This window comes from Bradyrhizobium sp. cf659, assembly GCF_900113725.1.
Lineage (GTDB): Bacteria > Pseudomonadota > Alphaproteobacteria > Rhizobiales > Xanthobacteraceae > Bradyrhizobium.
Genome location: NZ_FOQJ01000012.1, coordinates 98,800 through 119,984, shown reverse-complemented (window position 1 = coordinate 119,984; position 21,185 = coordinate 98,800). Strand labels below are relative to the sequence as shown.

Here is a 21,185-nt window from a genome sequence, read left to right as displayed (position 1 = left end):
GGCACGGTGTGTGTGACGTTTGGGCTAGCGCCAAGCCCCGATCAGAGTGATGGTTGTCAGCGCGAGTGCAAACAGCAGAACAATGGCAAGATGGCCTTCGGCCGCTGCTTCCAAAAGGAACGGTATCCGGACTTTTAGTTTGGGTTTGTTTGCCATGGCTCGACTGCGAAATGGTGGGTTCGCATAGACGATGCCCGGTACATCGCCGTTGCGCACGTACAATCGCGCGCAACGCTCACTCTCTAGGCTTGCCTAGTAGCGGACGCAGTTTGCCATCTTTGTCACAAAGGCTGGCCCACCTATCCCGGTCCTTCTCAAACTCGCCTGGCTCAAACCAACGCTTGACAGTACTTGGCGCCACACCGAGAGCTTCACCAACAATTTTGAACGTCGGTACCACTCCTTGCGCCATCAACTGTCCAGCTATTAGGCCAGCGTTTTGTTTGTTCTGCCGGATTGCGCCCTCTTTCTCGTAATGCAAGTTGGAGCCGCCTAGTCGCTCCCGGATAAGCACGATGAGATCACGTGGGATCATCAGGTCGTCATTCCAGCTAAGCGCATCGAGCGAGCAGCAGATTACCCAATCGATTAGTTTTTCTGGGATCGCCAGCCCACGCCGCATTAGATGAGTTTCGCCATCGGCGGCAATCTCCCGTGCTTCGGTGATCTTCTCCATCAGCCTAAGGGCCATTTCGCTGATCGCGACCTGATCGGCGTCGAGGATACCACCGAGGAGATCGGGATCGATGTCGTACCGCGCAAGCTCCTCGCGCATATAGAACATCGACTCGAAGCCGCCGACCACACTGACTTCGATCTCGGCCTCTGGATCCTCGCGTCGAAGCCTCACGTAATTCTCAATCGAGGGGGCTGCCTTATATTCCTTCGTGATCTCATTGTAGCCGCCAGCTTCGCTCGATCCAAAGCCCCGAGCCATTCCTAACTCTCCCACTTGGCAGTCAGTTGCATCGACGCGACGCACGCTTGCTCAAATATGAGCTACAATACAACCTGAAATCAACTGAACAACGAAACACTCACAAGGGAGGTGTATGGAAATCGATATTAACACTCTAGAAGTTGCGGCGCTGGCGGCAAAATTTGATGGCTGTCCAAATGACGGACAATGGGCGGCCTACGGCAAAGTGGTCCGTCTCGCGGAAGGCAGCGAGGACCAAGTTGCTTCCGGGTGCGGTGAGGAGGTTGCCGCCTTCATTGCCGCCGCCAACCCGGCCGTGGTGCTGGAGCTGATCGCCATGCTGCACGACCGCCATCAGGATGTGGTGCGACTGGATGCTGAGGTGCGTAGCCTGCGCGAGATGCGCGACATCGTCTACGGCCATCCCATCCGCCGCGGCCGCATCATTGTGGTCGCCGTCACGAGCCGCGACGGCGAGCGGTACCACGCCTGCGCCAACATACTCATCGGCAAGCCGGCCAGCGAGCGCACCGGTGCGAACTATCTCCAACATCGTGATCAGTTTCGCAGCGAGATGGACCGCATCTACCAGATGATCGACCGACATCTGAATCCGGAGGCACCCCATGCACACTCCTGAGCAAGCAAAAGACCTATGGTGCCCGATGGTGCGCATTGCGCGGCGTGAGACCTTCAACCCTGACGGCCTGGGCGATACCGTTTTGGTTGGAGGCTGCAACACCGACGCACTGGGCCGCAACCGCGTTCCGGCGTCCTGCACCTGCATTGCTGACAAGTGTGCCATGTGGCGCTGGGTTGTTGTGCGCGATCCGACCGAACCCGAACGCTCCGACTGCGTAATGTACGATAAGCCGCCACGGATGGTGCGCAACGGCGAAGGCTACTGCTGTATTTCCGGGAGGCAAGCATGATCACCGACCGCGAACTGCTAGAACTGGCGGCGAAGACGGTTGGTGTGAATGGCCAATACTTTTGGAACATTGATGATGCCGGTATCGAAACGGAAGGCGGCAGGGTGTGGAACCCGTTGAGCGACGATGGTGATGCGCTGAGGCTAGCGGTCACGCTCCGCTTTAGGGTGAGCACGCCGACGGCTGGCGTGCGCTACGGCGAACGAGCCGTAGCCGAGTCGCAGGATCGGCCGCACGGAGTTTTTTCAAATTGCGGCGATGAGGCGCTTGATAAGGCCGACCCGCTTGCCGCCACGCGCCGCGCCATCGTCCGTGCCGCCGCTGAGATCGGAAAGACCATGCCGTCGTGATGCGACAATCCTCGGCATGATCCTCTTCCTCAAATCCACTACCGACGACGGCAACAAGATGCCGCTGCACGACAAGCTGGTCCTGATTTTCAAGGAGCGGGTGAAGGAGGCTGAGGACGACCAGGACCGGGCGAGGGCGGAGCGGGACCTGGCCAAGCTCCAGTCTGGGGCTGGGGCTGAGTAGAATCGAAACAGCTGATATATTGAGAGGCGCTGGTTGACACGGCGCTTTTTTTGTTGGCCGGCGCCGCCCAAAGTTCCATTTTTCAGGGCGCTCATAGGGCGCAATAGGGCGTGACCTGGGAGTATTTCGAGGTATTTGGCGTGAAGTCGGGAATGCGGGAAGGTGCTTGTTTTACAGTGTTTGGTGAATGTTGGTGAATGTCAGTGAAGTCGCGGGAGGGATTTGGAATCGACTTCCAAGCTGAATACGAGGGTTCGATTCCCTTCACCCGCTCCAAACAATTTCAGTGACTTGGCACGAATTCTCGATCTCGTTCCGACAACTGTTGAAGTCATGTCGGCAATCGGGCTGAGTGCTTTTCCATTCTTGCCGGCGTTTCGGTCCCGCGAATCGCGATGTCGCCGCGGTGAAGACACTAGCGCCTGACGCGGCTTAATCGCCCAGAGGCTTGTCGAGAAAGGTGTACAGCGCCCGAATTCTCCCGTGCTCGACGATCGCGACGTCCATACCTGTGACGACGGGAGGAGCGCCGGCCGGTCCCAGGCGCCACTGCAGGCGGCCGAGATCGTGATTCATCTCGGCAGGTCCCGTCGCGCGGAACACAAATCCGGGAGCTTCCTGGAGAATGCGCTCGATTCTCGCGTTTAGAGCCTCCTGGCCAACGATCCGTTCTCCCGCTTCAAAGAAGGTACAGTCCGCAGCGTAGATCTCGGCGATCGCGTCCGCCCGGCGCGCGGAATCCAGCTGCCCGAATACTTCGAGCAGGTTCCTTTCCATCAGGGTGTCGCTCATGGCAGATCCCTCTGTTCAGAACATGCCGTTAGGGTTGGCGCGTGGCACGTTCGGCGCGAGCCACGGAGCAGAGTTTTTCGGGTCCCCGACGAGCTGCAAGGTGTCCCAATGCTCGACGGCTCTTCCATCGGCATCCATCTTGTAGATGTCGACGCCGGCGATCCCCGTATCATTCGGATCGTCATTGAACAGATTCAGAAAATTCACGTGAGCCCACACATAGTCGCCGACCGCGACGATCTTGTGGACGACGACCCGCGCTTGGGCGCGTTCCCGGGTGATCTGGCCGAAGAACTTCCCCAGCGCGTCCGGGCCGTCCGCAATGAGCGGGTTGTGTTGGACGTAGGCGGGGCTGATGAACTTGGCGACGAACTCCTCCGACTTCTTCTGGTTGATAACCAGATCATAGAAGTCAAGAATGTTGGCCTTGTTGCGAAAGGCGCGGCTGTCCTCGGAATCAAAAAGCTCGATCATCGGTAACTCCTCTTGCGAAACGCAGATGCGTGGGATGGCCCTAGCTGAGGCCGACAAGCTGGAGGCGGAACGCATCCAGTTCATCGTCGGATTTTTCGCGAGCGGCTCGGAGCATCGCATCGGCGTCCGTGCCGACCGGCGCGCGGCTTGGTGCGGGCACCTGCTCGGCCAGCTCGATCACGCGCGCAGCCGCCAAGGCGGAGTCGAGCCCGCTGCTTTGCATGACGTTGAGCGTGGTTGCGAACGTGTCGAAGGATTGTCCGTACAGTCCTCGTTGTTCGGCCGTCATTTGGTCGGTGACACGTGCGAGGGCCGCTGCCGTTTTGGCGGGGCCGCCGGTTCTCATGTTGCCCGCAGCCGCCACGACGACGTCGACCCCAAAGGACTTTAGCTCGGCGCGGTAAACGGCCGCGAACACCTCCATGGCCGCCTTCGACGCGCCTGATGGCCCGTTGAAGGGAAGCGGAACGCTCGCCGTCCAGGTACTGACCTGGACGATGCGGCCGCGCGCCTTCCTCAGCGACGGCAGGAAAGCGTTCATGACGGTCAGAGCCCCGAACACATTGACGTCGAACTCACGCCGGATGGCGTCGAGCGGCAGAACTTCAATCGGGCCCGGGGTCAGGATGCCCGCATTGTTGATCAGCAGATCAAGTCCGGAATCGCCGAGCGCGTCGGACACGCCGCCCGCCCAGGCCTTCACGGCCTGCTCTCTGGTCATGTCGCAGACGGTCAGGCTAACGCGCCGGCCGGAGGTGTCCTTCAGATCCTGGACCTCCGCGGCGGACATGGCCGTGCCGAAAACGACATAGCCTTTGGCGGCCAGTCCGAGCGCGATATCGCGGCCGAGGCCGCCGCCGGCGCCGGTGACTGCGGCGGAGCGACGCGAGTGTTCAGAAGGGCTCGGCATTTGACGTCTCCGTTCCAGTAGGCGGTGGGTGCTTTGGATGCCAGAGGCGTTTGCCGCTCTGACAGGGTTCATGGAGTCGTTCCGATTTTCGATGCGCTAGCCTTGCGATCTGCCCAGCTGTGTCGCGGAAAGTGGAACGCCGACAATGGATATCGAAGACCTGCGGACCTTTGTCGAAGTGGCCGATGCCGGCGGCGTATCGCCGGCCGCGCGCCGGCTCGGCGTCTCGAAATCGATCATCAGCCGGCGGCTGTTCCGGCTGGAAGCTGAACTGGGCGTCCAGCTTCTTGCACGGACAACTCGCGGCGCTGGGTTGACGGAGGCGGGCGTCACGTTCCGTGACCACGCCGCCCGGGTCTGCGCCGAAATCGATGTCGCGCGAGAGACGATCCTGCCTGCCGGCGATCTGCGGGGGCGCCTGCGTGTTGCTGCGCCACTGACCTTCGGCCCGACGCTGTTGGCGCCGGTCTTCGCGGATCTGGCGCGGCGTCATCCGCTGCTCCATGTCCATGCGAGCTACAGTGATCGCTTCGTGGACCTTGTCGGAGAGGGCTTCGACTGTGCCGTACGCGTTGGCTATCTCAGCGATTCAAGCTTGATGGCGCGGCGTGTTGGGCCAATCCATGGTGCCCTCGTCGCAAGCCCGGATTACATCAGGGAGCATGGAACGCCAGAGACGCCGGACGAGTTGCTCACGCATCAGGCGCTCATGCAGGGTACGGAAACCTGGCAATTCATCGATGGTGAGAGAACAATTTCCGTTCATCCGCAGGGACGGTTCAAGGCGGATAACGGCACCGCTCTCGCCGTCGCCGCCGTAGCGGGGCTCGGCATCGCCTGGCTTCCGCATTGCCTCGTCGAGGACTATTTGGCTTCTGGCGCCCTTACTCCGGTGATGACGCGCTATCCTCCCCCGACGGCTGGACTTTTCGTCGTCCGGCCGCCCGGACAGCACCCCGCGCGAAAAGTCCGAGTCCTCACCGAACTGTTGATCGAGCATTTCGGATAGTTGGCGGTCATTCGGATGCGTTCACGATGGGTTGGCTCCCGTGCAATGGAAGCCGCAAACGCGGCGGCGGTAACCGCCATTCCGACAAAGAGAAATTCCGTAGTGATCTCAAGAGCCCAAATAGCTGCGAAATGCCGGAATGGCTTTTGAAGACATTACAGTATTCCGGAGCCTTCCAAGCTGAATACGAGGGTTCGATTCCCTTCAGGACCTTCTTCATCAGCTGCGTTTCGGTGAGCCCGGACGTGCTCGCCTCGGTGGTCCCGCCATGTCGGCCAAATGACGTGAAGGTCAGCTCAGGACGCAAGCCCGCGGCCAGAATGATCTCCTTCGAAATGCGCTCGACCTGAGTCAGCATTTCGCCCTTGCCGCTCCAAGGCAAACGACAGCGCTGACGGAGCAATCTCAATCGTCGGAACTCGAACGTGTGGTCCGTTCACCAAGCATCGCGCGGCCCTGGCGACCAACTGAGCAAATCATGCAGTGTGTTGGTAAGGCTCTCTCGGACCCCGGCTTCCGGTCGTGCGGTTGCTCAGACCTCAAACACTTGCCGCGGCGAGCGCGTCAGACACTCATGCCCGGTCTCGGTGACGAGCACTGTCTCGCTGATCGCGATGCCGTCGGCGGAGACGTACATGTGGAACACCATCCCTTCCTCCAGCGTCCAATGGGCCGTGGGTAGGAAGATGCGCGAGAAGTCGCTGGTGCGCGGGCTATGGAGCGGATAGCAGCCGAGCGAATAGCCGGTGATGTTGGGGTAGTCGGGCCGTAGTCCGTCGGCGAGCATGGCGTTTCGCGCCAGAGCGTCGACCTCGGCGGCGTCGGCTCCAGGCTTGATCGCCTCGAACTGCCGGTCCTGGATATCGATAAGCCGCCCGGCGAGATGCGACCGGCGCGGGTCGATTTCTCCGATCACGGCCGAGCGCATCAGCCGGGCGCTGTAGCCGTCAATATAGGGCAACAGCTCCATATGCAGGATATCGCCCTTGGCCAGCGGCTGCTTGGTCAGTCCGCCATGCAGGAACGCGTTGCCGACGCCGGCGGTAATGATCCCCGCGCGTGCGGCGTCCGCACCTTCCTGCATGAAGACCTGATAGACGGCTGCTGCCGCGCCGCGGGCCGACCGGCCTTCGCCGGAGGCTTTCAGAGCTGCATCGATGCCGAGGTCGCCGATCGCGGCAGCTCGCCGGAGCACGGCGATCTCCCTCGTGCTCTTCCTGGCGCGGAGCTCGGCCATCACGCCGGAGAAGTCGACAAAGCGCGCGTCTGGCAGTTGCGCCGAGAGCTGCTTGAAGCGGGAGAGCGGCATGCAATAGGAGTCCTCGTCGAGCCCCACGCGGCCTGTCGCATAGCCAAGGCTACGGATGGTGTCGGCGAGCACCCGGATCGGGGCTTCCCAATCGGCGAAGGCAACGGAGCGCGACAGCCACGAGCTCTCGGTGAACGGGCCAAGGTCGACGGCGCGAAGTATCATGATCGGTTCCCCGTCGCGCGGGAGGACGCAGGCCCGGTACATGTTTTCCGAGATCAAGAAGCCGGTGACGTAGGCAAGGAACTCGCTCTGGTCGATGATGAGGACATCGAGCTCGCGGGCGGCCATGCGCTCGCGCACGCGCCTAACGCGCGCCTCATATTCGTCGATCGGAAACAACATCGTCATTCATCCTTCGCGGGATCGGGCGCGCGCGTTTCGGCGCCCGCTATCCGCAGATCTCCAGAATGGCCAGCATGTAGATGCGGATCATGTCGATGAAGTCGACGATATCGACCCGCTCGTCGGGCATGGTGTTGTAGCGGCCGCCGGGGCCGCAGACGATGCCTTCCATCCCGCCGAAATAGTGCAGATGACCAGCATCGGTCCCGTAGAAGCAGCTTGGGGCAACGGCGCCGGTCGGCTGCTCCTCTCCGCGTACCGCGCGATAAGCGCGGTTGACGGCCTCGACGATCGGGCTCGTGCGTGCCACTTCGAAAGGCGGCATGGTTGGAACGCCGGAGCGGTCCTCCGACATGATCTCGGCCTTGAGGCCGGGAAACCGTGCCTGGAGCGCGTCGAGCTCGCGACGCATGTCGGCCAGCGCACCGGCCTCTGTCTGGCCCGGTGCGTAGCGGCCCGATCCCTTGATCCGCACGAAGTCCGCGACCTGGGGCGTGCGCCATTCGTGCAGCTCGCGGCCGAGCGCGCCGTGGACGACGCCGACATGGACGCGATTGATCCGTTCATGCTCCGGCGAGAGCGCGCCCGAGAATTTCATCGCATTGAGGCGCGGAATGAGGTCGCACGCGGCCGTGATCGCATCGACCGCCTCTTCGCGCTTGGACAGATGACGCGTATTGCCTGTCAACTCGATGATGAACATGAAGGCCGCGGCGTGCATCGTCATGGCTTTCAGATCGGTCGGCTCGGAATTGATGAAATAGTCGGCGCGTAGTCCTTGCTCGACGAGCGAGTAGGTGCCGACGCCGCCTTGCAGCTCGCCGACCACATAGGTGAGGATGACGTCGCCGCTGAGTTTGACGCCGGCGTCGATCAGCGTCTTGACCGCGCAGAAGTAGGCGGCATCGCCGGCCTTCATGTTGGAAACGCCGATGCCGTAGATGAAGTCGTCGTCGACCTTGCCTGCCCAGGGGTCGACGGTCCAGCCCTCGGTCACCGGGTTGGTGTCGAGATGGCCGTTGAACATCAGACTCTTGCCACCGCCGCTGCCCTTCCAGCGGCCAACGGCGTTGACGCGTCCCTCACTGCCGAAGGCAGTGAGCTCGGTCTCGAGGCCGATCTCGCGCATGCGGCCAGCCATGAAGGCTGCGAGCTGCTTCTCGCCGTCCGACCTGGAGTAACTCTTGTGCTGCACCATGCGGGACAGAAGATCGAGGGCGGCGGGCACGTCGATCCCGGCGAGAAGTGCTTTGGTGTTGTGATCCATGAAAGGAAATCCTTGTCGTCAGCCGACCGGCACGGGGGACGCAGCCATCAGTTCGCGGGTGTAGGGATGAACGTGGTCTGCATCGAAATCTTCGACGGGCAGAAGGTCGACCACTTCACCCCGGCGCATCACGGCGATGCGGTGGGCGATTTGACGGATGAGGTTGAGATCGTGGGTGATGAAGAGAAAGGCGGTTCCGGTTTCCTCGCGTAGCGCCAGCAGCAATTCGACGATCTGGGCCTGCACGGAGACGTCCAGCGGCGCGGTGATCTCGTCGCAGATCACGAGCTTCGGCCGCGCGGCGAAGGCGCGCGCGATGGCGATGCGCTGCTTCTCGCCGCCTGAAAGCTGATGCGGCCAGCGGTTGGCGTAGGATTGGGGCAGGCGCACCTGGTCGAGCAGGCGGGGAATATCCGCAAGATGGCCGCCGTAGAGCTTGAGAGGACGCGACAGGATCTCGTCGATCCTGTGACGCGGATTGAGCGAGGAATCCGGATGCTGGAAAATGATCTGCACGTCGCGGCGGTAAGCGGCGTTCATGTCGCGCATGCCGTGGATCTCGTGCTCGTCGAAGGAGATCTTGCCCGAGAAGCGCGCAAGCCCGGTTAGGGCGCGCGCCATCGAAGACTTGCCAGAGCCGGACTCGCCGACGAGACCGAGGATCTCGCCGCCACGAATCTCGAGCCCGATCTTTTTCGTGGCCGGGGGCGGCGCGTCGCGGAACAGTCCGCCGCTGCCATATTGGACTTCGATCTCGGAGGCCGCGAGAAGGACCTGGTTACGCGGCTTGTCATGGACAAGACGACGTTCCGGTCTGGGCACGGCGTCCACAAGTGCGCGCGTGTTGGCATGGCGCGGCGCACGGAAGATGTCGGCCGCCGGCGCCTGCTCGACCAGGCGGCCGCGCTCCAGAACCGCGACCCGGTCGGCGACGCGCGTCACAAGCGCAAGATCGTGGGAAATATAGAGCGCGGCAACGCCCGTCTCCCGGCGCAGTCGCGCGAACAGTTCGAGGATGCGCGCACCGGTGATGACGTCGAGTGCCGTGGTCGGCTCGTCGAAGAGAATGACGTCGGGTCGGCAACCAAAGGCGGTGGCAATGACGACGCGCTGCTTTTCCCCGCCGGAGATTTCATGCGGATAACGCCGCATCACCGCAGCGGGATTGTTGAGATCGACGTGGCCGAGCAGCTCGATGGCGAGTTCACCGGCATCGCGCGGATTGAGGCTGCGATGCCGTATCAGCGCTTCCGTGATTTGCGTTCCGATGGTGAGCGTCGGATTGAGCGATGTCGAAGGATCCTGAAACACCATCCCGAGACGGCGTCCTCGGATCTCGGTGAGCTCGCGCGGGCTCAGCCGCTGAAGGTCGACATCGCCCAGCTGCAGCGAGCCTGCGACTTCGCGCGCGTTGTCGGGCAGATGGCGCATCAGTGCCCAGGCAAGCGAGCTCTTGCCTGACCCGGATTCCCCGACGAGGCCCAGCACCTCGCCCGGCGCGATCTGCAACGAGATGTCGTGCAGCACGCGTACCGGCCCGGCGGACGTGATATAGTCGAGCGTGTAGCTCCGGATCGAAAGCGCTGAGGTCACCGCTCGTCCTTCGGATTGAGAGCGTCGCGAAGACCGTCGCCGACCAGGTTGAAGGCAATGGCGGTAAGCGCGATCGCGGCCGAGGGCGCAATCAATCCCCATGGTGCCTGATGCATGTATTGGCGCGCGTCCGCCACCATGAGCCCCCATTCGGATGCGGGCGGCTGGGCGCCGACGCCGAGAAAGCTCAGCGTTGCGAACAGCATGACGGCGAAGGATACGCGGATGGTGGATTCGATCACGATCGGCGCCATGACGTTCGGCAACATCTCGCGGAAGATAATCCAGGGCGCTCCCTCGCCACGCGCGATGGCGGCCTTGACGTAGTCCTGATTGCGTACGTTGAGCGCGGCCGAGCGGGTCACCCGGGCCATGCCGGGCGCAAAGGCCACCGCGATGGCAATGACGGCATTGCCGGCGCCGTTGCCGAGCGTTGAGACCAGCAGCAGGGCCATCAGGAGGCCTGGGATCGCCATCACGGCGTCGTTGGTGCGCATGATTGCCTCGTCGGTTCGTCCGCCGAGATAGGCCGAGCCAATGCCGATGATCGCGCCGGCTGCGCTGCCGACGACGGTGGCGATGAAAGCGAGCGGCACGGTCGAACGCGCGCCGACCATCAGGCGGCTCAGGATGTCGCGGCCGAATTGATCGGCCCCAAGCCAGTTCTGCCAGCCGGGTGCGCGAAACCGGCCGAGAAAATCGATCTTCTCCGGCGCATAGGGCGCCAATGCGGGCCCGAACAGGCAGGCGGCCACGATCAGCGCCAAGAGCACGATGCCGACAAAACCCTGTGGTCTTCGTATCAGGCGGATGAACAGCTCAGTCATAGCGGATCCGCCGGTCGAGAAACGCATAGGCCATGTCGGCGAACGTGTTGGTGACGGCATAGGTCGCGGCCATGATCAACGCGCCGGCCTGGATCGACGGCAGGTCGCGCGTGGTGATGGCGACCATCAGCGCCCGTCCGATGCCGGGAATGGCGAAGATCTCCTCGATCACGATGATGCCGCCGAGCAGGTAGCCGACGTCGAGCGCGATGATGGTGACGACCGGCAACAGCGCGTTGCGCAGGGCGTGGCGAAACAGCACGGTGCGTTCCGGCAGGCCCTTCAAGCGCGCGGCGCGGATATAGTCCGATTTCAGCACGTCGAGCGTCTCGGAGCGCATCATGCGCATGACGTGCGCGACGAGGATCACCGAGACAGTGAGCACCGGCAGCGCCAGATGACGGATGCCGCCGCCGAAATCTTCCAGCGGGGAGACGTAGCCGGTTGCCGGCAGCCAGTGCAACGTATCGGCCAGCAGAAGGGCAAGCAGCGTCGCGGTGACGAATTCCGGCAGCGAGACCCCGAGATAGGCAATGAGGCTGACGCCCGTGTCGGTGAGCCTTCCTTGCCGCAGCGCCGCGACTACGCCGAGCGGCACGGCAACAGCCAGCGTGACCAGGATGGCCGACACGGCAAGCAGCAGCGAGCGCGACAGGGCCGCCAGCATTTCCGGGCCGACCGGCAGGCTCGTGCGCATCGAGATGCCGAAATCGCCGGTGAAGACGTGGCGGGCCCAGCGCGCATATTGCAGCCAGGCCGGATCGCCGAGCCCGAGCCTTTCCCGGAGCGCGGCCAGCACTTCGGGCGTCGCGTTTTCGCCGAGCAGCGACTGGGCGGCGTCCGCCGGCAGAATCTGCGTGATGGCGAACACCAGCATCGAGACCACGATGACGGTGTAGACCATCAGCATCAAACGGCGCGCAAACCAGGCCAGCGTCACCCGAGCGTCTCCGGTGTCAGGCGCGCTTCGGCGCGCCGGCGCCGAGCGAGACCATGTCGAGCCGGAATACCGATCCGCGCGGATGCAGGACGTAGCCGTCGACGTAGGCCCGTTGTGCCGCGAGCAGGTCGAAGAATGCCGAGATCACTGAGGGGACGTCGGCGTTCATCATGTCCTGTGCCTTGGCGTAGAGTGCCGTGCGCTTGGCTTCATCGGTCTCGACGCGGGCTGCACTGATGACTGTGTCGAAGTCCGCGTTGTTCCAGCGGGTCTCGTTCCAGGCTGCGTTCGACGTGTAGAGCAGGTTGAAGATGGCGTCGGCGGTCGGCTGCATGTTGTAGAAGCCGACGTAGAAATTGCCTTTCTTCCAGACCTGGTCGAGATAGGTGGCATGCGGCATGGTCTGCACGTTGATGCGGAAGCCGGCTGCGGCGGCCATCTCGCGGACCGCGACGCCGAGCTGCGTGCGGGTTGACGGTTTGTCGGATGCGACCAGCGTCAAATCGATACCGTTGGGATAGCCCGCGTCGGCCAGGAGCTTTTTCGCCTTGGCGATGTCGGGCTTCTTCAGCGGAATGTTCTTGTAGAAGTGGTAGGCGGAGCTCAGCGGCGTGTCGTTGCCCGGCGTGCCATAGCCGCTCGCGACGAAGCCCACGGTTGCCTCGCGATCGACCGCCAATGCCAGGGCCTGGCGAACGCGCACGTCGTTGAACGGTTTCTGGTCGCATCCAAGGTTGATATTCAGGAACTGGCCGGATGGGGTACGCAGGGCCTTGACGCCATCGGCCTTGACGAGGCGCTCATATTCACCCGGCGTGGTCGTGAGCAGCAAATCGATCTCACCGGAGATCATTGCGGACGCTTCGGCGGTGCGGTCCGGATAGACGAGCAGTTCGATGCGGTCGAGGTAGGGCCGTGCCGGATCATAATAAGCGGGGTTACGTTCGACGACGATCCGGCGATCGGGCTCGTAGGATGCCAGCTTGAATGGGCCGGTGCCGTTGGCGGTGGTCGAAAGGCTCGCGAGGTCGCCGGCAATGATCTTCGCCGGAACGATACGCGCGTTAAGATAGGTCAGAGCTACCGGCAGATCAGCGTAGGCGCCGGACAGCGTGAACTTGACGGTCAACGGATCGACCGCCGCGACGTCCTTGATTGGACCAACATTGGTTCTGCCGGGGGAGGCGGTCTTCGGATCGAGGATGGCATTGATGGTGGCGACGACATCCTCAGAGGTGAGTGGTGAACCGTCGTGGAACGTCACGCCAGGGCGCAGCTTGAAGATCCACTCCGTGCTTGTCTCATTCGGCTCCCAGGAGATTGCGAGGTCGGGCTCGACGGTCATGTCCGGCTTCAGCCGGGTGAGGTTGGAGTAGAGCAGTTCGGTGACCAGATATTCCGGGTTCACGCGCGCCAGCATCGGATGGATGACCGATGCTGCCTGGTCGACCGACATCCGGAGCACGCCGCCGCGCTTCGGGGTTTCGGCGAAGGCGATCCTGGGCAGACCGGCGAGGCCGATCGCGGTTCCCGCAAGGAAAAGACGACGACTGACGGACAGCATGGATGCGTGCTCCTTGAGTTAGCGGGCGGTGAGTGTTTCGGGAGACAGAGCGGGACGGAATTCCGCGGACAGATAGGCAAGGACCGATTTCGCCAGCGCGACGATGTCGGCAAGCGTGGTGAATTCGCCGGGCGCGTGAACGCGGCTTTCCGGCCGGCCGAGGCCGGTCAGCAGGATCTCCTGCATTCCGGTCTGTTGCACCCAGCCGAAATCGGAACAGCTCGTCGCACCCCATTTGGCGAAATCGTCCGGTGCATATCCGAACCCAGCCGACAGCGCCTCTTGCCAGCGCGACCAGTGCGGACCTGTCGGGTCGGATGTCGGCATGAGGTGGCCGGTGAGAACCACGTCGACGTCGGCTCCGGGGGCCGCCGCAAGGACGGCGTTCTCGATTTCGGCACGCGCGGCCTGAAAGTCTTCCTCGGGCGCATAGCGCCGACAGACGAGAACTTCAAAGAGCGATGGAATCTGGCCACCGCATTGGCCGCCATGGGCTGCGGAAATATCAAGCTGGGCCGCGAGCGGATGTGTCGCATGCGGCGGTGCAGGTAGGGCGGACGTCCGCGCGGCGATTTCTGGTTTCAATGCTGCAAGCGCATTGAGGATCGGCAGTGCAACCTCGATAGCGTTGGCGCTTGAGCCAGCGGTCCTGGCTTCGCTTGCGTGAACCGTCCTGCCGCGGACGCGCACCAGAAGCGTGAAGAGGCCAAAGCAGCCGGCCCAGATGCGCGGCGCCGCGGCGCCATTGAAGTTGAGAACGTGGCCTTCGAGCAAACCTTGCTCCGCCAGATAGCGTACGCCGGGATAGAGTCCGCCTTCCTCGTCGGTGCAAAGCAGCAGCATCGGGTCGTAGCCGAGTGGAAGGCCGATCGTGTCGGCGGCGCGCAGCGCGAGCAGCACGGCCGCGATGGTGCCCTTCATGTCGGCGGCGCCGAGGCCGATCAGGCGATCGCCCTCGCGCGTCAACTGGAATGGATTGGAGGTCCAGCCGGGCGCTGCCGGTACGGTGTCGACATGAAAATACAGCCCGAGCACCGGCTTGTCCGAGCGGCGGCGCGCGATGAGATTGGTTCTGCGCCCTTGCGCCGGGCCGCCCGCCACGCGCCACAAATGTTCGGGGACATCGACGCGTTGGCAGTCCAGGCCGAGCGCCGCAACAGCACTCTCCATCAAGCCGGCAAACGCTTCGTATCCCGCGCCGGGCGGGAACGTCGTGTCGATTGCCACCATCCGCGCAAGATCGTCGATCGCACATTCAGCTGTACGCTCGATCTCGGCGAAACCGTGGGCCAGCGTCGGGCTGGCCTGTCCTGGGCCTGGTGGTGGAGAAACCATTTGCGGCGGCTCATTTCTATATTCTATAAAGAAATAGGCGAAGCCGATTGCTGTCAATTCCAAAGAATGAGGCAGGCGTGACCGGTAAACAGGCAAAAGCAGCGGCGAGCGGTCCATCGAGCCTGCCGGTTCCGTTGTACGAGCACGTCAAGCGGCAGATCGCCGAGGCGATCCTGGTGGGCGAACTATCTCCGGGCACGGTGCTTCCCGGCGAAGTTGCGCTTGCTGCGCGATACGGAGTTGCTGTCGGCACCATCCGCCGTGCGCTCGCAGACCTGACGGCCGACGGGATGCTGGTGCGTCGGCGCAAGACCGGGACGGTCGTGACCGGCCGCGCGCCGCAACACAGCCTGCGCTTTTTCTTCCAGTATTTCCGACTTCATGGCGAAGACGGCAGCCTCCAGCGTTCCGTGCCCGAAGTCTTGTCCGTGGTGCTGCGGCCGGCAGATGCAGAGGAGGCGGTGCTCTTCACGGAAGCTGTTGGTGAGCCGCTGCTCTGTCTTCATCGCATCCGACGTATTGGCCGCGTGCCGGTGATGCATTCACGAATACGGCTCATTGCGCGCCGCGTGCCTGATTTCCCGCGCAAGGCGGCGAGCGTGCCTGCGCTGCTCTATCTCCATCTGCTCGACGCCTACGGCATTCGCATTGCGGCGGTACGCGAGAAGCTCCTGGCAGAGCTCGCCGACAAGGAGGATCGGCGTCTACTTGCGCTAGCTTCGCCGAACGCCGTTCTGGTGATCCACGAGGAGGCGTACGATCAAGCCGGTGCGCTTGCGCTTCTGAGCGAGCACCGCGCCACGACTGCGCATCATCACTACGTGAACGAGATCCGCTAACTTGTTTCGAGCTGGTCCACGCGCCCCTGATCCTTCCTACTGACCGACGATCGCGTCGATTTCCTCCTTCAGGAGGGCGCCGTACTGTTCGAGGACGCCTGGCCTCAGCTTGGCGCAGAGCAGCGTGAAACTGAGCGCCGCGCCCGGCTTTTCGCTCGGCTTCATGATCGGCAATCCAACTCCGGCAATGCCGGGAATGAGTTCGCCCACGTCCACCGCGTAACCACGGTGGCGGGTGTCGGCGATCAGCTGTCGAACCTTGTCCTCGGTGAGGTTGCGATAGGACGCGTAGCGCCCGAGGTTGGCGCGGATGATGTAGTCCTGCTCGTCCTCGTCGAGGAATGCGAGCATCGCGATCGAGCCGGGGCCCACGCCGAGGGGCACGAAGCCGCCGATCGATCCCGTCAGCGTCGGCACGATGCATTCGCCGTCGCGCCGGTCGAGACAAACGGAATCGTGGTTGAAGCGGGCCATCAGGTGGGTCGTGTCGCCGGTGCGGCGCCTGAGCCGGGACAGCGCGACCTCGCAGCGGCTGATGATGCCGGGGCCGCGCGCGGCGCGGACGCCATAGATCGCCATGCGTGCACCCAGCCTGTAGCGCCGTTTCTTGTCGTCGCGGGCAAGCAGCTTGTGACCGACCAGCGTATTGAGGATGCGGTGACAGGTGGCGGTGTTGAGCCCGGAGCGGGCCGCCAGGTCCTTGAGCGACAGGCCCTCGACGCCGCCATCGGCGACCAGATCCAGCAGGATGACGGTCCGGTCGAGCAACTGGGCTCCGCCGGATGGCGGTTGGGCGATCGCCGGCATGGAATCTCACATTATGAAAAAAGTGACCTTGGCAACTTGTACATTGAGAAAGATGTGTCTCCAATGATGAAAATTAGGTCGCTTGAGAACGATGCATATTTTTTGAGCGACCTGATTTCTCCATTCGCAAACAGCTGATGGCTGACGCGGCGCTGTGGCAAAAGCGCTGGAAGGCCGTGATTTTTCCAGAGGAACAGGATGACAGGCTTCAAAAGGACGATGGGTGTTTCCGCGCTTGCGCTCGCTGCCTTCCTTGTTGGTGGCGCCGCCGTGGCGGGCACGCTTGAGAACGTCAAGGCACGCGGCAAGCTCGTCGTCGGCGTGAAGAATGACTACGTGCCCTATGGCTATCTGAACGACAAGGGCGACGTCGTCGGCTTCGAGGTCTCGCTTGCGAAGTACGTTGCCAAGGAGCTCCTTGGCTCCGAGGACAAGATCGAGCTCGTGCCTGTCGTCGCTTCCAACCGCATCGAATTCCTGACCGCCGGCCGCATCGATGCGATCTTCGCCACGCTCGGCGTCACGGCCGAGCGCGGCAAGGTCATCGACTTCACGACGGAATACGTTTCCGCTGCCGGCCCGTCTGTGCTGGCGGCCAAGGAAGCGACGATCTCAAAGTGGGAAGAGCTGAGGGGCAAGTCGATCTGCGGCATCCAGGGCTCCTACTACAACAAGAAGATGACCGAGGAGTTCGGCATCAATCTCGTGGCCTTCAAGACCCAGCCGGAAGCCTATCGCGCGTTGAAAGACAATCGTTGCATCGGCTTCGTCTTTGACGACATGACGCTTCAGCAGAAGCTCAAGGAGCCCGATTGGGCAAGCTACAAGATCGCGGTGGCACCCTATGAATTCCAGCCGATGGCGGGCGGCCTCCGCAAGGGAGACGCGGAATTCCACGAAGCCGTCGACAAGGCCATCGGGAAGGCCGAGGCCGAAGGCAAGCTGATCGCGTGGGAGACCGAGTTCGGCATGCCGCACTCCGACTACATTGCGGCGCGGGCAAAGGCTGCGGCTGCGAAGAAGAACTGACGGACACGGAGCGGCCTTTGTTCGGTCTCGACTATTCCTGGCTCGCGGATCCTGCGTACCAGCAATGGCTGCTGACCGGTGTCGTCAACACGCTGAAGCTGGCGGCGCTCTCATCGAGCGCCGCCATCCTCATCGGCATGCTCGGGGCCCTCGGGCTCACGCTGCGGATCTTCTGGCTCGATGCCCTGATCGAGTTATTCGTAGAGGTGTTCCGCAACACGCCGCCGCTGTTGCAGATGCTGTTTGCCTATTTCACCCTCTCAACCCTCGGCCTCAGGGTGACCGATCCGTCGACGGGATTATCGGTTCCGCTTCTCAGTGCCTTTGCCTGTGCTGCGACTTCGCTCAGTCTCTTCGGTGGGGCGCTGGCGATCGAGGCCTTCCGCTCGGGCATCGAAACCATGCCGCGGTCGATCATCGATGCGGCGCGCTCACTGGGGTACGGCCGATGGGCCCGCTTCTGGCGCATCGAGGCGCCGATCGCCACGCGCATCTGCCTGCCGGGACTGACGAACATCCTGACCAACCTCTTCAAGACGACGTCGCAGGCATCCGTCATCACCGTGCCGGAACTGATGTACTATGCGGGACAGATCTACAATGACACGTTTCGCACGCTGGAGGTCATGATTCTGGTCCTCCTGATATACGTGGTGTTGGTGTCCATTCTCACATTTGCAATGGCGAGACTCGAAGCCTTCATGGCCTTCCCAGGTTACGGGAGGGAGCATTGATCGTGGGCTCCGTGCTCTCATATGAAGGAAAGAAGCGCGCCGTTCTAATGCTGATCGCCCTTGGCGTCGTCGTTTGGATCGCGGTCGATGCCGCGGCGGGCGGCTCGGCGCACTGGAGCCGCGTGCTGGTGCGGCTTCCTCTGCTTCTCACCGGCTCGGCGTCCGGCTGGCCGATCACGGGCGGCTTTGTCCTCAATATCATTCTCTCGATCGCCTCTATGGCACTGGCGACGGTGCTCGGTACGATCATGGGTCTTGCGACGCTCGCCAGGTTCGGACCGATCCGGGTCCCGTCCTTTCTGCTGATGAATTTCCTGCGCAATTCACCTTGGCTCGTCCTACTTTTTGCGACGCTCTATTTCCTGCCGTTCGAGATGCACGTCTTCGGCACGACCATTCCGTTCCCGCCATTCGTGAAGGCCGTGATCGGCCTTGCGTTGCCGACGGCGGCGAATTTCTCCGAGGTGATCCGGGGTGCAGTTCAGTCCATTCACAGCGGCCAGTGGGAAGCGGCACGTTCGCTCGGTTATGGCACCGGCCAGATCTATCGCCACGTGATCATGCCACAGGCGCTGCGGCGCATGATCCCAGGCTGGATGAATCTCTACGCGCTGCTGATGATCGCGACAGCGCTCGCCACGGTTACCGGAATCCAGGACGTGCTGACGATTCTGAACAGTTTGCTGGCCATGGAGAACGAACGGGTGATCGTCTACTTCTATTTGACCATCCTCTTCCTGTTCATCGCCTACTGCTATCCGATCGCTGCCGTCGCGCGTCGGTGGGAGCGCGCGGTGAAGGGAGAAAGCCTGTGAACCGCATCGACGCGCTGATCGAGCTCGATAACGTCCGCAAGTCCTTCGGTGACGTCCCAGTTCTCAAGGGCATTTCGATGTTCGTGCAGAAGGGCGAGGCAGTCTGCATTATCGGCCCCTCCGGATCGGGAAAGTCCACCGTTCTGCGCTGCATCAACGGCCTGATTCCCGTGGACGAAGGCTTTGTCCGGGTCGGCGGACACCGTGTGCATGAAATGAGGTCGGAAAAGCAGATGCGGGCGCTGCGCCATCAGGTGGCGATGGTGTTCCAGCAGTACAATCTGTTCCCGCACCGCACGGCACTGGATAACATCATGATGGCGCCGATCCAGGTGCTCGGACACGATCGCGCCGAAGTCGAGGAGCGAGCCCGCAAGCTCCTGAAGAAGGTGCGGCTCTCGGAGAAGGCGGGCAGCTATCCGGGGCAGCTTTCCGGCGGCCAGCAGCAGCGCGTGGCGATCGCCCGCGCACTCGCGATGCAGCCGGAAGTGATCCTGTTCGACGAGGTGACGGCTGCGCTCGATCCCGAAACGGTGAAGGACGTGCTCTTCGCGATCCGCGAACTGGTGGAGGAAGGTCTCACCTGCATTATCGTGACTCACGAGATGAAGTTCGCCCGGGACGTCTCGCACCGCGTTTGTTTCACCGATCATGGCCTGATCGTGGAGAGTGCGCCTCCTGCAGAACTCTTTGACAATCCGCGAGACCCGCGCACTCGCGAATTCCTCGGTCAGGTTCTCTGATCGCATCATCGGGGCGGACGGGTGTGGTCCGGCCCGATGCAGCCGACTGGTCGGGATTGGGCGTGCGCTGCGCGGTGCTGCCATCCCATGTGCAATGAAAGGTGGGCCGGAAGGCCCAATGCATCATGCCTCGTTTTGACGACATCTACGCCAAGGACTTCAAGGAGACGCCTTACTGGTGGGAGGCCGCGGAACCGGAGACCGATCTCGATCCGATGCCGGAGCGAGCCGACGTTGTGGTCATTGGCTCGGGCTATGCCGGGTTGAATGCGGCGACTCATCTGGCGCGTGCCGGGCGCTCCGTCGTCGTCATCGACGGTGACCGGATCGGGGAGGGAGCCTCGACGCGCTCGGGCGGCATGGTGTCGAGTGGCCAGAAGCTGGTGGTTGGTGGGGCGATCAAGGGGATCGATCCGGCGCTCTTCTCGCGCTTGATCGGCGAGAGCAACGAAAGCTTCGATTATCTGAAGATGCTGGTCGAGACGGAGAAGCTGGATGCGGGTCTTGCGCTCACCGGCCGCTTTTTCGGCGCCCACGCCACGGGCGATTACGAAACGCTGAAGCGGCATGGCACGCTCCTGGCGGAAAAGACGGGCGTGACCGTGCATTGCCTCGACCGCGCGCATCAGCGGGCGGCGATCGGTTCGGACTACTATCATGGCGGCATGGTGATCGATCAATATGGCGGTCTGCATCCGGGCAAGTATCACAAGGCGCTGCGTGACCGGGCGCGCGCCGCCGGCGTCATGCTGCGCTCGCATGCGCGTGCGGGTGTCGTGCAGGATGCTGCGAGAGGAGAGAAAGTCGTGCCGACCGCTCGCGGCAGCATTCGGGCTGCCCACGTCGTCGCAACCACAAACGGTTACACCGCCGCCGATGCGACACCGAGCCTCGCCAGCCGCATCGTGCCGGTCAAGAGCTATCAGATTGCCACCGCGCCGCTGCCGGCCGATCTCCTGGCCGAGCTCATTCCGCAGGCCCGCATGGTGTCCGACACGCGCCGTGATTTGATCTACGCCAGGCCGTCGCCCGACGGGACGCGGCTTCTGTTCGGTTCACGCCCGGGCATCTTCGACATGCCCGACAAGCTTGCCGCGAAGCGGCTTTATGCGCGCATGCTGGCCATTTGGCCGCAGCTTGCGGGCGTGAAGATCACTCATGCCTGGAGCGGGCGCGTGGCCATGACCGTCGACAAGATCGCCCATCTCGGCGCCCGCGACGGCGCGGATTTCGCGGCTGGTTGCAACGGCAACGGCGTCGCGCTGATGACCTTTCTCGGCTACCAGACAGCGCGCAAAATTCTCGGTGAGCAGAACATGCCCTCGGCCTTCGACCGCGAGACATTCACAGCCGTGCCCTTCTATTCGGGCAAGCCGTGGTTCGTGCCGCTGTTTGCCGGCTGGTATCGCCTGCGCGATTTCCTCGACCGTCCGGGACGCTGAAATAGCGGCGCACGGGTCCATGCGCT

Annotated in this window: 25 protein-coding genes; 11 read left to right on the top strand and 14 right to left on the bottom strand. The window is 62.7% G+C overall.

From position 1 onward, the window contains the following. Positions 1-24: 24 nt before the first annotated feature. Positions 25-216 (bottom strand): hypothetical protein, encoded by a 192-nt coding sequence (locus BM118_RS40880; protein ID WP_143099566.1) that lies wholly within the window; start codon positions 214-216, stop codon positions 25-27. A gap of 19 nt (positions 217-235) precedes the next feature. Further along, entirely contained in the window at positions 236-937 is a 702-nt protein-coding gene (locus BM118_RS33595) for a hypothetical protein (protein ID WP_092191350.1), read from the bottom strand. A 115-nt stretch (positions 938-1,052) separates the two neighbouring features. Here BM118_RS33595 and BM118_RS33590 point away from each other — a divergent pair, with 115 nt between their 5' ends. The 4 genes from BM118_RS33590 to BM118_RS41890 are packed head-to-tail and all read left to right on the top strand — an operon-like array spanning position 1,053 to position 2,385. After that, complete coding sequence (locus BM118_RS33590; protein ID WP_143099565.1) at positions 1,053-1,559, top strand: hypothetical protein; 507 nt, start codon at positions 1,053-1,055, stop codon at positions 1,557-1,559. Then, complete coding sequence (locus tag BM118_RS40875; protein WP_143099564.1) at positions 1,546-1,851, top strand: hypothetical protein; 306 nt, start codon at positions 1,546-1,548, stop codon at positions 1,849-1,851. The genes BM118_RS33590 and BM118_RS40875 overlap by 14 nt, the downstream gene beginning before the upstream one ends. Further along, positions 1,848-2,201: a hypothetical protein gene (locus BM118_RS33585; RefSeq protein ID WP_177234922.1), complete on the top strand. Its 354-nt coding sequence runs from the start codon at positions 1,848-1,850 to the stop codon at positions 2,199-2,201. The genes BM118_RS40875 and BM118_RS33585 overlap by 4 nt, the downstream gene beginning before the upstream one ends. Before the next feature lie 16 nt (positions 2,202-2,217). Continuing rightward, positions 2,218-2,385: a hypothetical protein gene (locus BM118_RS41890; RefSeq protein ID WP_177234921.1), complete on the top strand. Its 168-nt coding sequence runs from the start codon at positions 2,218-2,220 to the stop codon at positions 2,383-2,385. 432 nt (positions 2,386-2,817) lie between these two features. Here BM118_RS41890 and BM118_RS33580 read toward each other — a convergent pair whose 3' ends face one another. The 3 genes from BM118_RS33580 to BM118_RS33570 are packed head-to-tail and all read right to left on the bottom strand — an operon-like array spanning position 2,818 to position 4,561. Next, a complete protein-coding gene (locus BM118_RS33580) occupies positions 2,818-3,177 on the bottom strand; it encodes a nuclear transport factor 2 family protein (RefSeq protein WP_210189074.1) in 360 nt (119 codons plus the stop codon). A 15-nt stretch (positions 3,178-3,192) separates the two neighbouring features. Beyond that, positions 3,193-3,651 carry a nuclear transport factor 2 family protein gene (locus BM118_RS33575; protein ID WP_092191346.1) on the bottom strand — a complete coding sequence of 153 codons (459 nt, stop codon included), beginning with the start codon at positions 3,649-3,651 and terminating at the stop codon, positions 3,193-3,195. 40 nt (positions 3,652-3,691) lie between these two features. Beyond that, positions 3,692-4,561: an SDR family NAD(P)-dependent oxidoreductase gene (locus BM118_RS33570; RefSeq protein ID WP_092191344.1), complete on the bottom strand. Its 870-nt coding sequence runs from the start codon at positions 4,559-4,561 to the stop codon at positions 3,692-3,694. A 145-nt stretch (positions 4,562-4,706) separates the two neighbouring features. On the opposite strand from BM118_RS33570, the gene BM118_RS33565 reads away from it, so the two are divergent. Further along, entirely contained in the window at positions 4,707-5,570 is an 864-nt protein-coding gene (locus BM118_RS33565; RefSeq protein ID WP_092191340.1) for a LysR family transcriptional regulator, read from the top strand. A 7-nt stretch (positions 5,571-5,577) separates the two neighbouring features. On the opposite strand, the gene BM118_RS33560 is transcribed toward BM118_RS33565, so the two are convergent. The 8 genes from BM118_RS33560 to BM118_RS33525 all read right to left on the bottom strand — a co-directional run bounded on the left by BM118_RS33560 (position 5,578) and on the right by BM118_RS33525 (position 14,750). Next, positions 5,578-5,928, bottom strand: a complete 351-nt coding sequence (locus BM118_RS33560) for a hypothetical protein (RefSeq protein WP_177234914.1) — start codon at positions 5,926-5,928, stop codon at positions 5,578-5,580. Positions 5,929-6,102: 174 nt separating this feature from the next. After that, positions 6,103-7,230, bottom strand: coding sequence for a M24 family metallopeptidase (locus tag BM118_RS33555; protein ID WP_177234920.1), 1,128 nt, complete (start codon positions 7,228-7,230; stop codon positions 6,103-6,105). Between the two features lie 40 nt (positions 7,231-7,270). Next, positions 7,271-8,491 carry a M20 family metallopeptidase gene (locus BM118_RS33550; RefSeq protein ID WP_092191336.1) on the bottom strand — a complete coding sequence of 407 codons (1,221 nt, stop codon included), beginning with the start codon at positions 8,489-8,491 and terminating at the stop codon, positions 7,271-7,273. Positions 8,492-8,509: 18 nt separating this feature from the next. Next, complete coding sequence (gene nikE, locus BM118_RS33545; RefSeq protein WP_177234919.1) at positions 8,510-10,084, bottom strand: nickel ABC transporter ATP-binding protein NikE; 1,575 nt, start codon at positions 10,082-10,084, stop codon at positions 8,510-8,512. Then, complete coding sequence (locus tag BM118_RS33540; RefSeq protein WP_092191332.1) at positions 10,081-10,911, bottom strand: ABC transporter permease; 831 nt, start codon at positions 10,909-10,911, stop codon at positions 10,081-10,083. The genes nikE and BM118_RS33540 overlap by 4 nt, the downstream gene beginning before the upstream one ends. Then, positions 10,904-11,851, bottom strand: a complete 948-nt coding sequence (locus BM118_RS33535; RefSeq protein WP_092191330.1) for an ABC transporter permease — start codon at positions 11,849-11,851, stop codon at positions 10,904-10,906. The genes BM118_RS33540 and BM118_RS33535 overlap by 8 nt, the downstream gene beginning before the upstream one ends. Before the next feature lie 16 nt (positions 11,852-11,867). After that, positions 11,868-13,415: an ABC transporter substrate-binding protein gene (locus tag BM118_RS33530; protein WP_092191328.1), complete on the bottom strand. Its 1,548-nt coding sequence runs from the start codon at positions 13,413-13,415 to the stop codon at positions 11,868-11,870. An 18-nt stretch (positions 13,416-13,433) separates the two neighbouring features. Next, entirely contained in the window at positions 13,434-14,750 is a 1,317-nt protein-coding gene (locus BM118_RS33525) for a M20 family metallopeptidase (RefSeq protein ID WP_092191326.1), read from the bottom strand. A 77-nt stretch (positions 14,751-14,827) separates the two neighbouring features. Between BM118_RS33525 and BM118_RS33520 the strand changes: the two genes are divergently transcribed. Next, positions 14,828-15,589 carry a GntR family transcriptional regulator gene (locus BM118_RS33520; protein ID WP_092191601.1) on the top strand — a complete coding sequence of 254 codons (762 nt, stop codon included), beginning with the start codon at positions 14,828-14,830 and terminating at the stop codon, positions 15,587-15,589. Between the two features lie 36 nt (positions 15,590-15,625). On the opposite strand, the gene BM118_RS33515 is transcribed toward BM118_RS33520, so the two are convergent. Next, a complete protein-coding gene (locus BM118_RS33515; RefSeq protein WP_092191324.1) occupies positions 15,626-16,396 on the bottom strand; it encodes an IclR family transcriptional regulator in 771 nt (256 codons plus the stop codon). A 198-nt stretch (positions 16,397-16,594) separates the two neighbouring features. Here BM118_RS33515 and BM118_RS33510 point away from each other — a divergent pair, with 198 nt between their 5' ends. From BM118_RS33510 to BM118_RS33490, 5 genes are all read left to right on the top strand, one after another. Beyond that, complete coding sequence (locus BM118_RS33510; RefSeq protein ID WP_092191322.1) at positions 16,595-17,425, top strand: transporter substrate-binding domain-containing protein; 831 nt, start codon at positions 16,595-16,597, stop codon at positions 17,423-17,425. A 17-nt stretch (positions 17,426-17,442) separates the two neighbouring features. Beyond that, on the top strand, positions 17,443-18,159 hold the full coding sequence (locus BM118_RS33505; protein WP_092191320.1) for an amino acid ABC transporter permease: 717 nt from the start codon (positions 17,443-17,445) through the stop codon (positions 18,157-18,159). Positions 18,160-18,206: 47 nt separating this feature from the next. Next, a complete protein-coding gene (locus BM118_RS33500; RefSeq protein ID WP_244550295.1) occupies positions 18,207-18,974 on the top strand; it encodes an amino acid ABC transporter permease in 768 nt (255 codons plus the stop codon). Further along, on the top strand, positions 18,971-19,717 hold the full coding sequence (locus tag BM118_RS33495; protein WP_092191318.1) for an amino acid ABC transporter ATP-binding protein: 747 nt from the start codon (positions 18,971-18,973) through the stop codon (positions 19,715-19,717). The genes BM118_RS33500 and BM118_RS33495 overlap by 4 nt, the downstream gene beginning before the upstream one ends. A 125-nt stretch (positions 19,718-19,842) precedes the next feature. Then, the gene (locus BM118_RS33490) at positions 19,843-21,159 is read left to right on the top strand and encodes an NAD(P)/FAD-dependent oxidoreductase (protein WP_092191597.1); all 1,317 of its coding nucleotides are present in this window, start codon (positions 19,843-19,845) and stop codon (positions 21,157-21,159) included. The last annotated feature ends 26 nt before the right edge of the window (positions 21,160-21,185 follow it).

Bases quoted from the DNA above. Each gene is read 5' to 3' on its own strand.
- BM118_RS41890 (WP_177234921.1), top strand. From the start codon at position 2,218: ATGATCCTCTTCCTCAAATCCACTACCGACGACGGCAACAAGATGCCG.
- BM118_RS33530 (WP_092191328.1), bottom strand. From the start codon at position 13,415: ATGCTGTCCGTCAGTCGTCGTCTTTTCCTTGCGGGAACCGCGATCGGC.
- BM118_RS33575 (WP_092191346.1), bottom strand. From the start codon at position 3,651: ATGATCGAGCTTTTTGATTCCGAGGACAGCCGCGCCTTTCGCAACAAG.
- BM118_RS33590 (WP_143099565.1), top strand. From the start codon at position 1,053: ATGGAAATCGATATTAACACTCTAGAAGTTGCGGCGCTGGCGGCAAAA.
- BM118_RS40875 (WP_143099564.1), top strand. From the start codon at position 1,546: ATGCACACTCCTGAGCAAGCAAAAGACCTATGGTGCCCGATGGTGCGC.
- BM118_RS33550 (WP_092191336.1), bottom strand. From the start codon at position 8,491: ATGGATCACAACACCAAAGCACTTCTCGCCGGGATCGACGTGCCCGCC.
- BM118_RS33565 (WP_092191340.1), top strand. From the start codon at position 4,707: ATGGATATCGAAGACCTGCGGACCTTTGTCGAAGTGGCCGATGCCGGC.
- BM118_RS33595 (WP_092191350.1), bottom strand. From the start codon at position 937: ATGGCTCGGGGCTTTGGATCGAGCGAAGCTGGCGGCTACAATGAGATC.
- BM118_RS33585 (WP_177234922.1), top strand. From the start codon at position 1,848: ATGATCACCGACCGCGAACTGCTAGAACTGGCGGCGAAGACGGTTGGT.
- BM118_RS33580 (WP_210189074.1), bottom strand. From the start codon at position 3,177: ATGAGCGACACCCTGATGGAAAGGAACCTGCTCGAAGTATTCGGGCAG.
- BM118_RS33570 (WP_092191344.1), bottom strand. From the start codon at position 4,561: ATGCCGAGCCCTTCTGAACACTCGCGTCGCTCCGCCGCAGTCACCGGC.
- BM118_RS33555 (WP_177234920.1), bottom strand. From the start codon at position 7,230: ATGACGATGTTGTTTCCGATCGACGAATATGAGGCGCGCGTTAGGCGC.
- BM118_RS33510 (WP_092191322.1), top strand. From the start codon at position 16,595: ATGACAGGCTTCAAAAGGACGATGGGTGTTTCCGCGCTTGCGCTCGCT.
- BM118_RS33525 (WP_092191326.1), bottom strand. From the start codon at position 14,750: ATGGTTTCTCCACCACCAGGCCCAGGACAGGCCAGCCCGACGCTGGCC.
- BM118_RS33560 (WP_177234914.1), bottom strand. From the start codon at position 5,928: ATGCTGACTCAGGTCGAGCGCATTTCGAAGGAGATCATTCTGGCCGCG.
- BM118_RS33490 (WP_092191597.1), top strand. From the start codon at position 19,843: ATGCCTCGTTTTGACGACATCTACGCCAAGGACTTCAAGGAGACGCCT.
- BM118_RS33540 (WP_092191332.1), bottom strand. From the start codon at position 10,911: ATGACTGAGCTGTTCATCCGCCTGATACGAAGACCACAGGGTTTTGTC.
- BM118_RS33500 (WP_244550295.1), top strand. From the start codon at position 18,207: ATGCTGATCGCCCTTGGCGTCGTCGTTTGGATCGCGGTCGATGCCGCG.
- BM118_RS33515 (WP_092191324.1), bottom strand. From the start codon at position 16,396: ATGCCGGCGATCGCCCAACCGCCATCCGGCGGAGCCCAGTTGCTCGAC.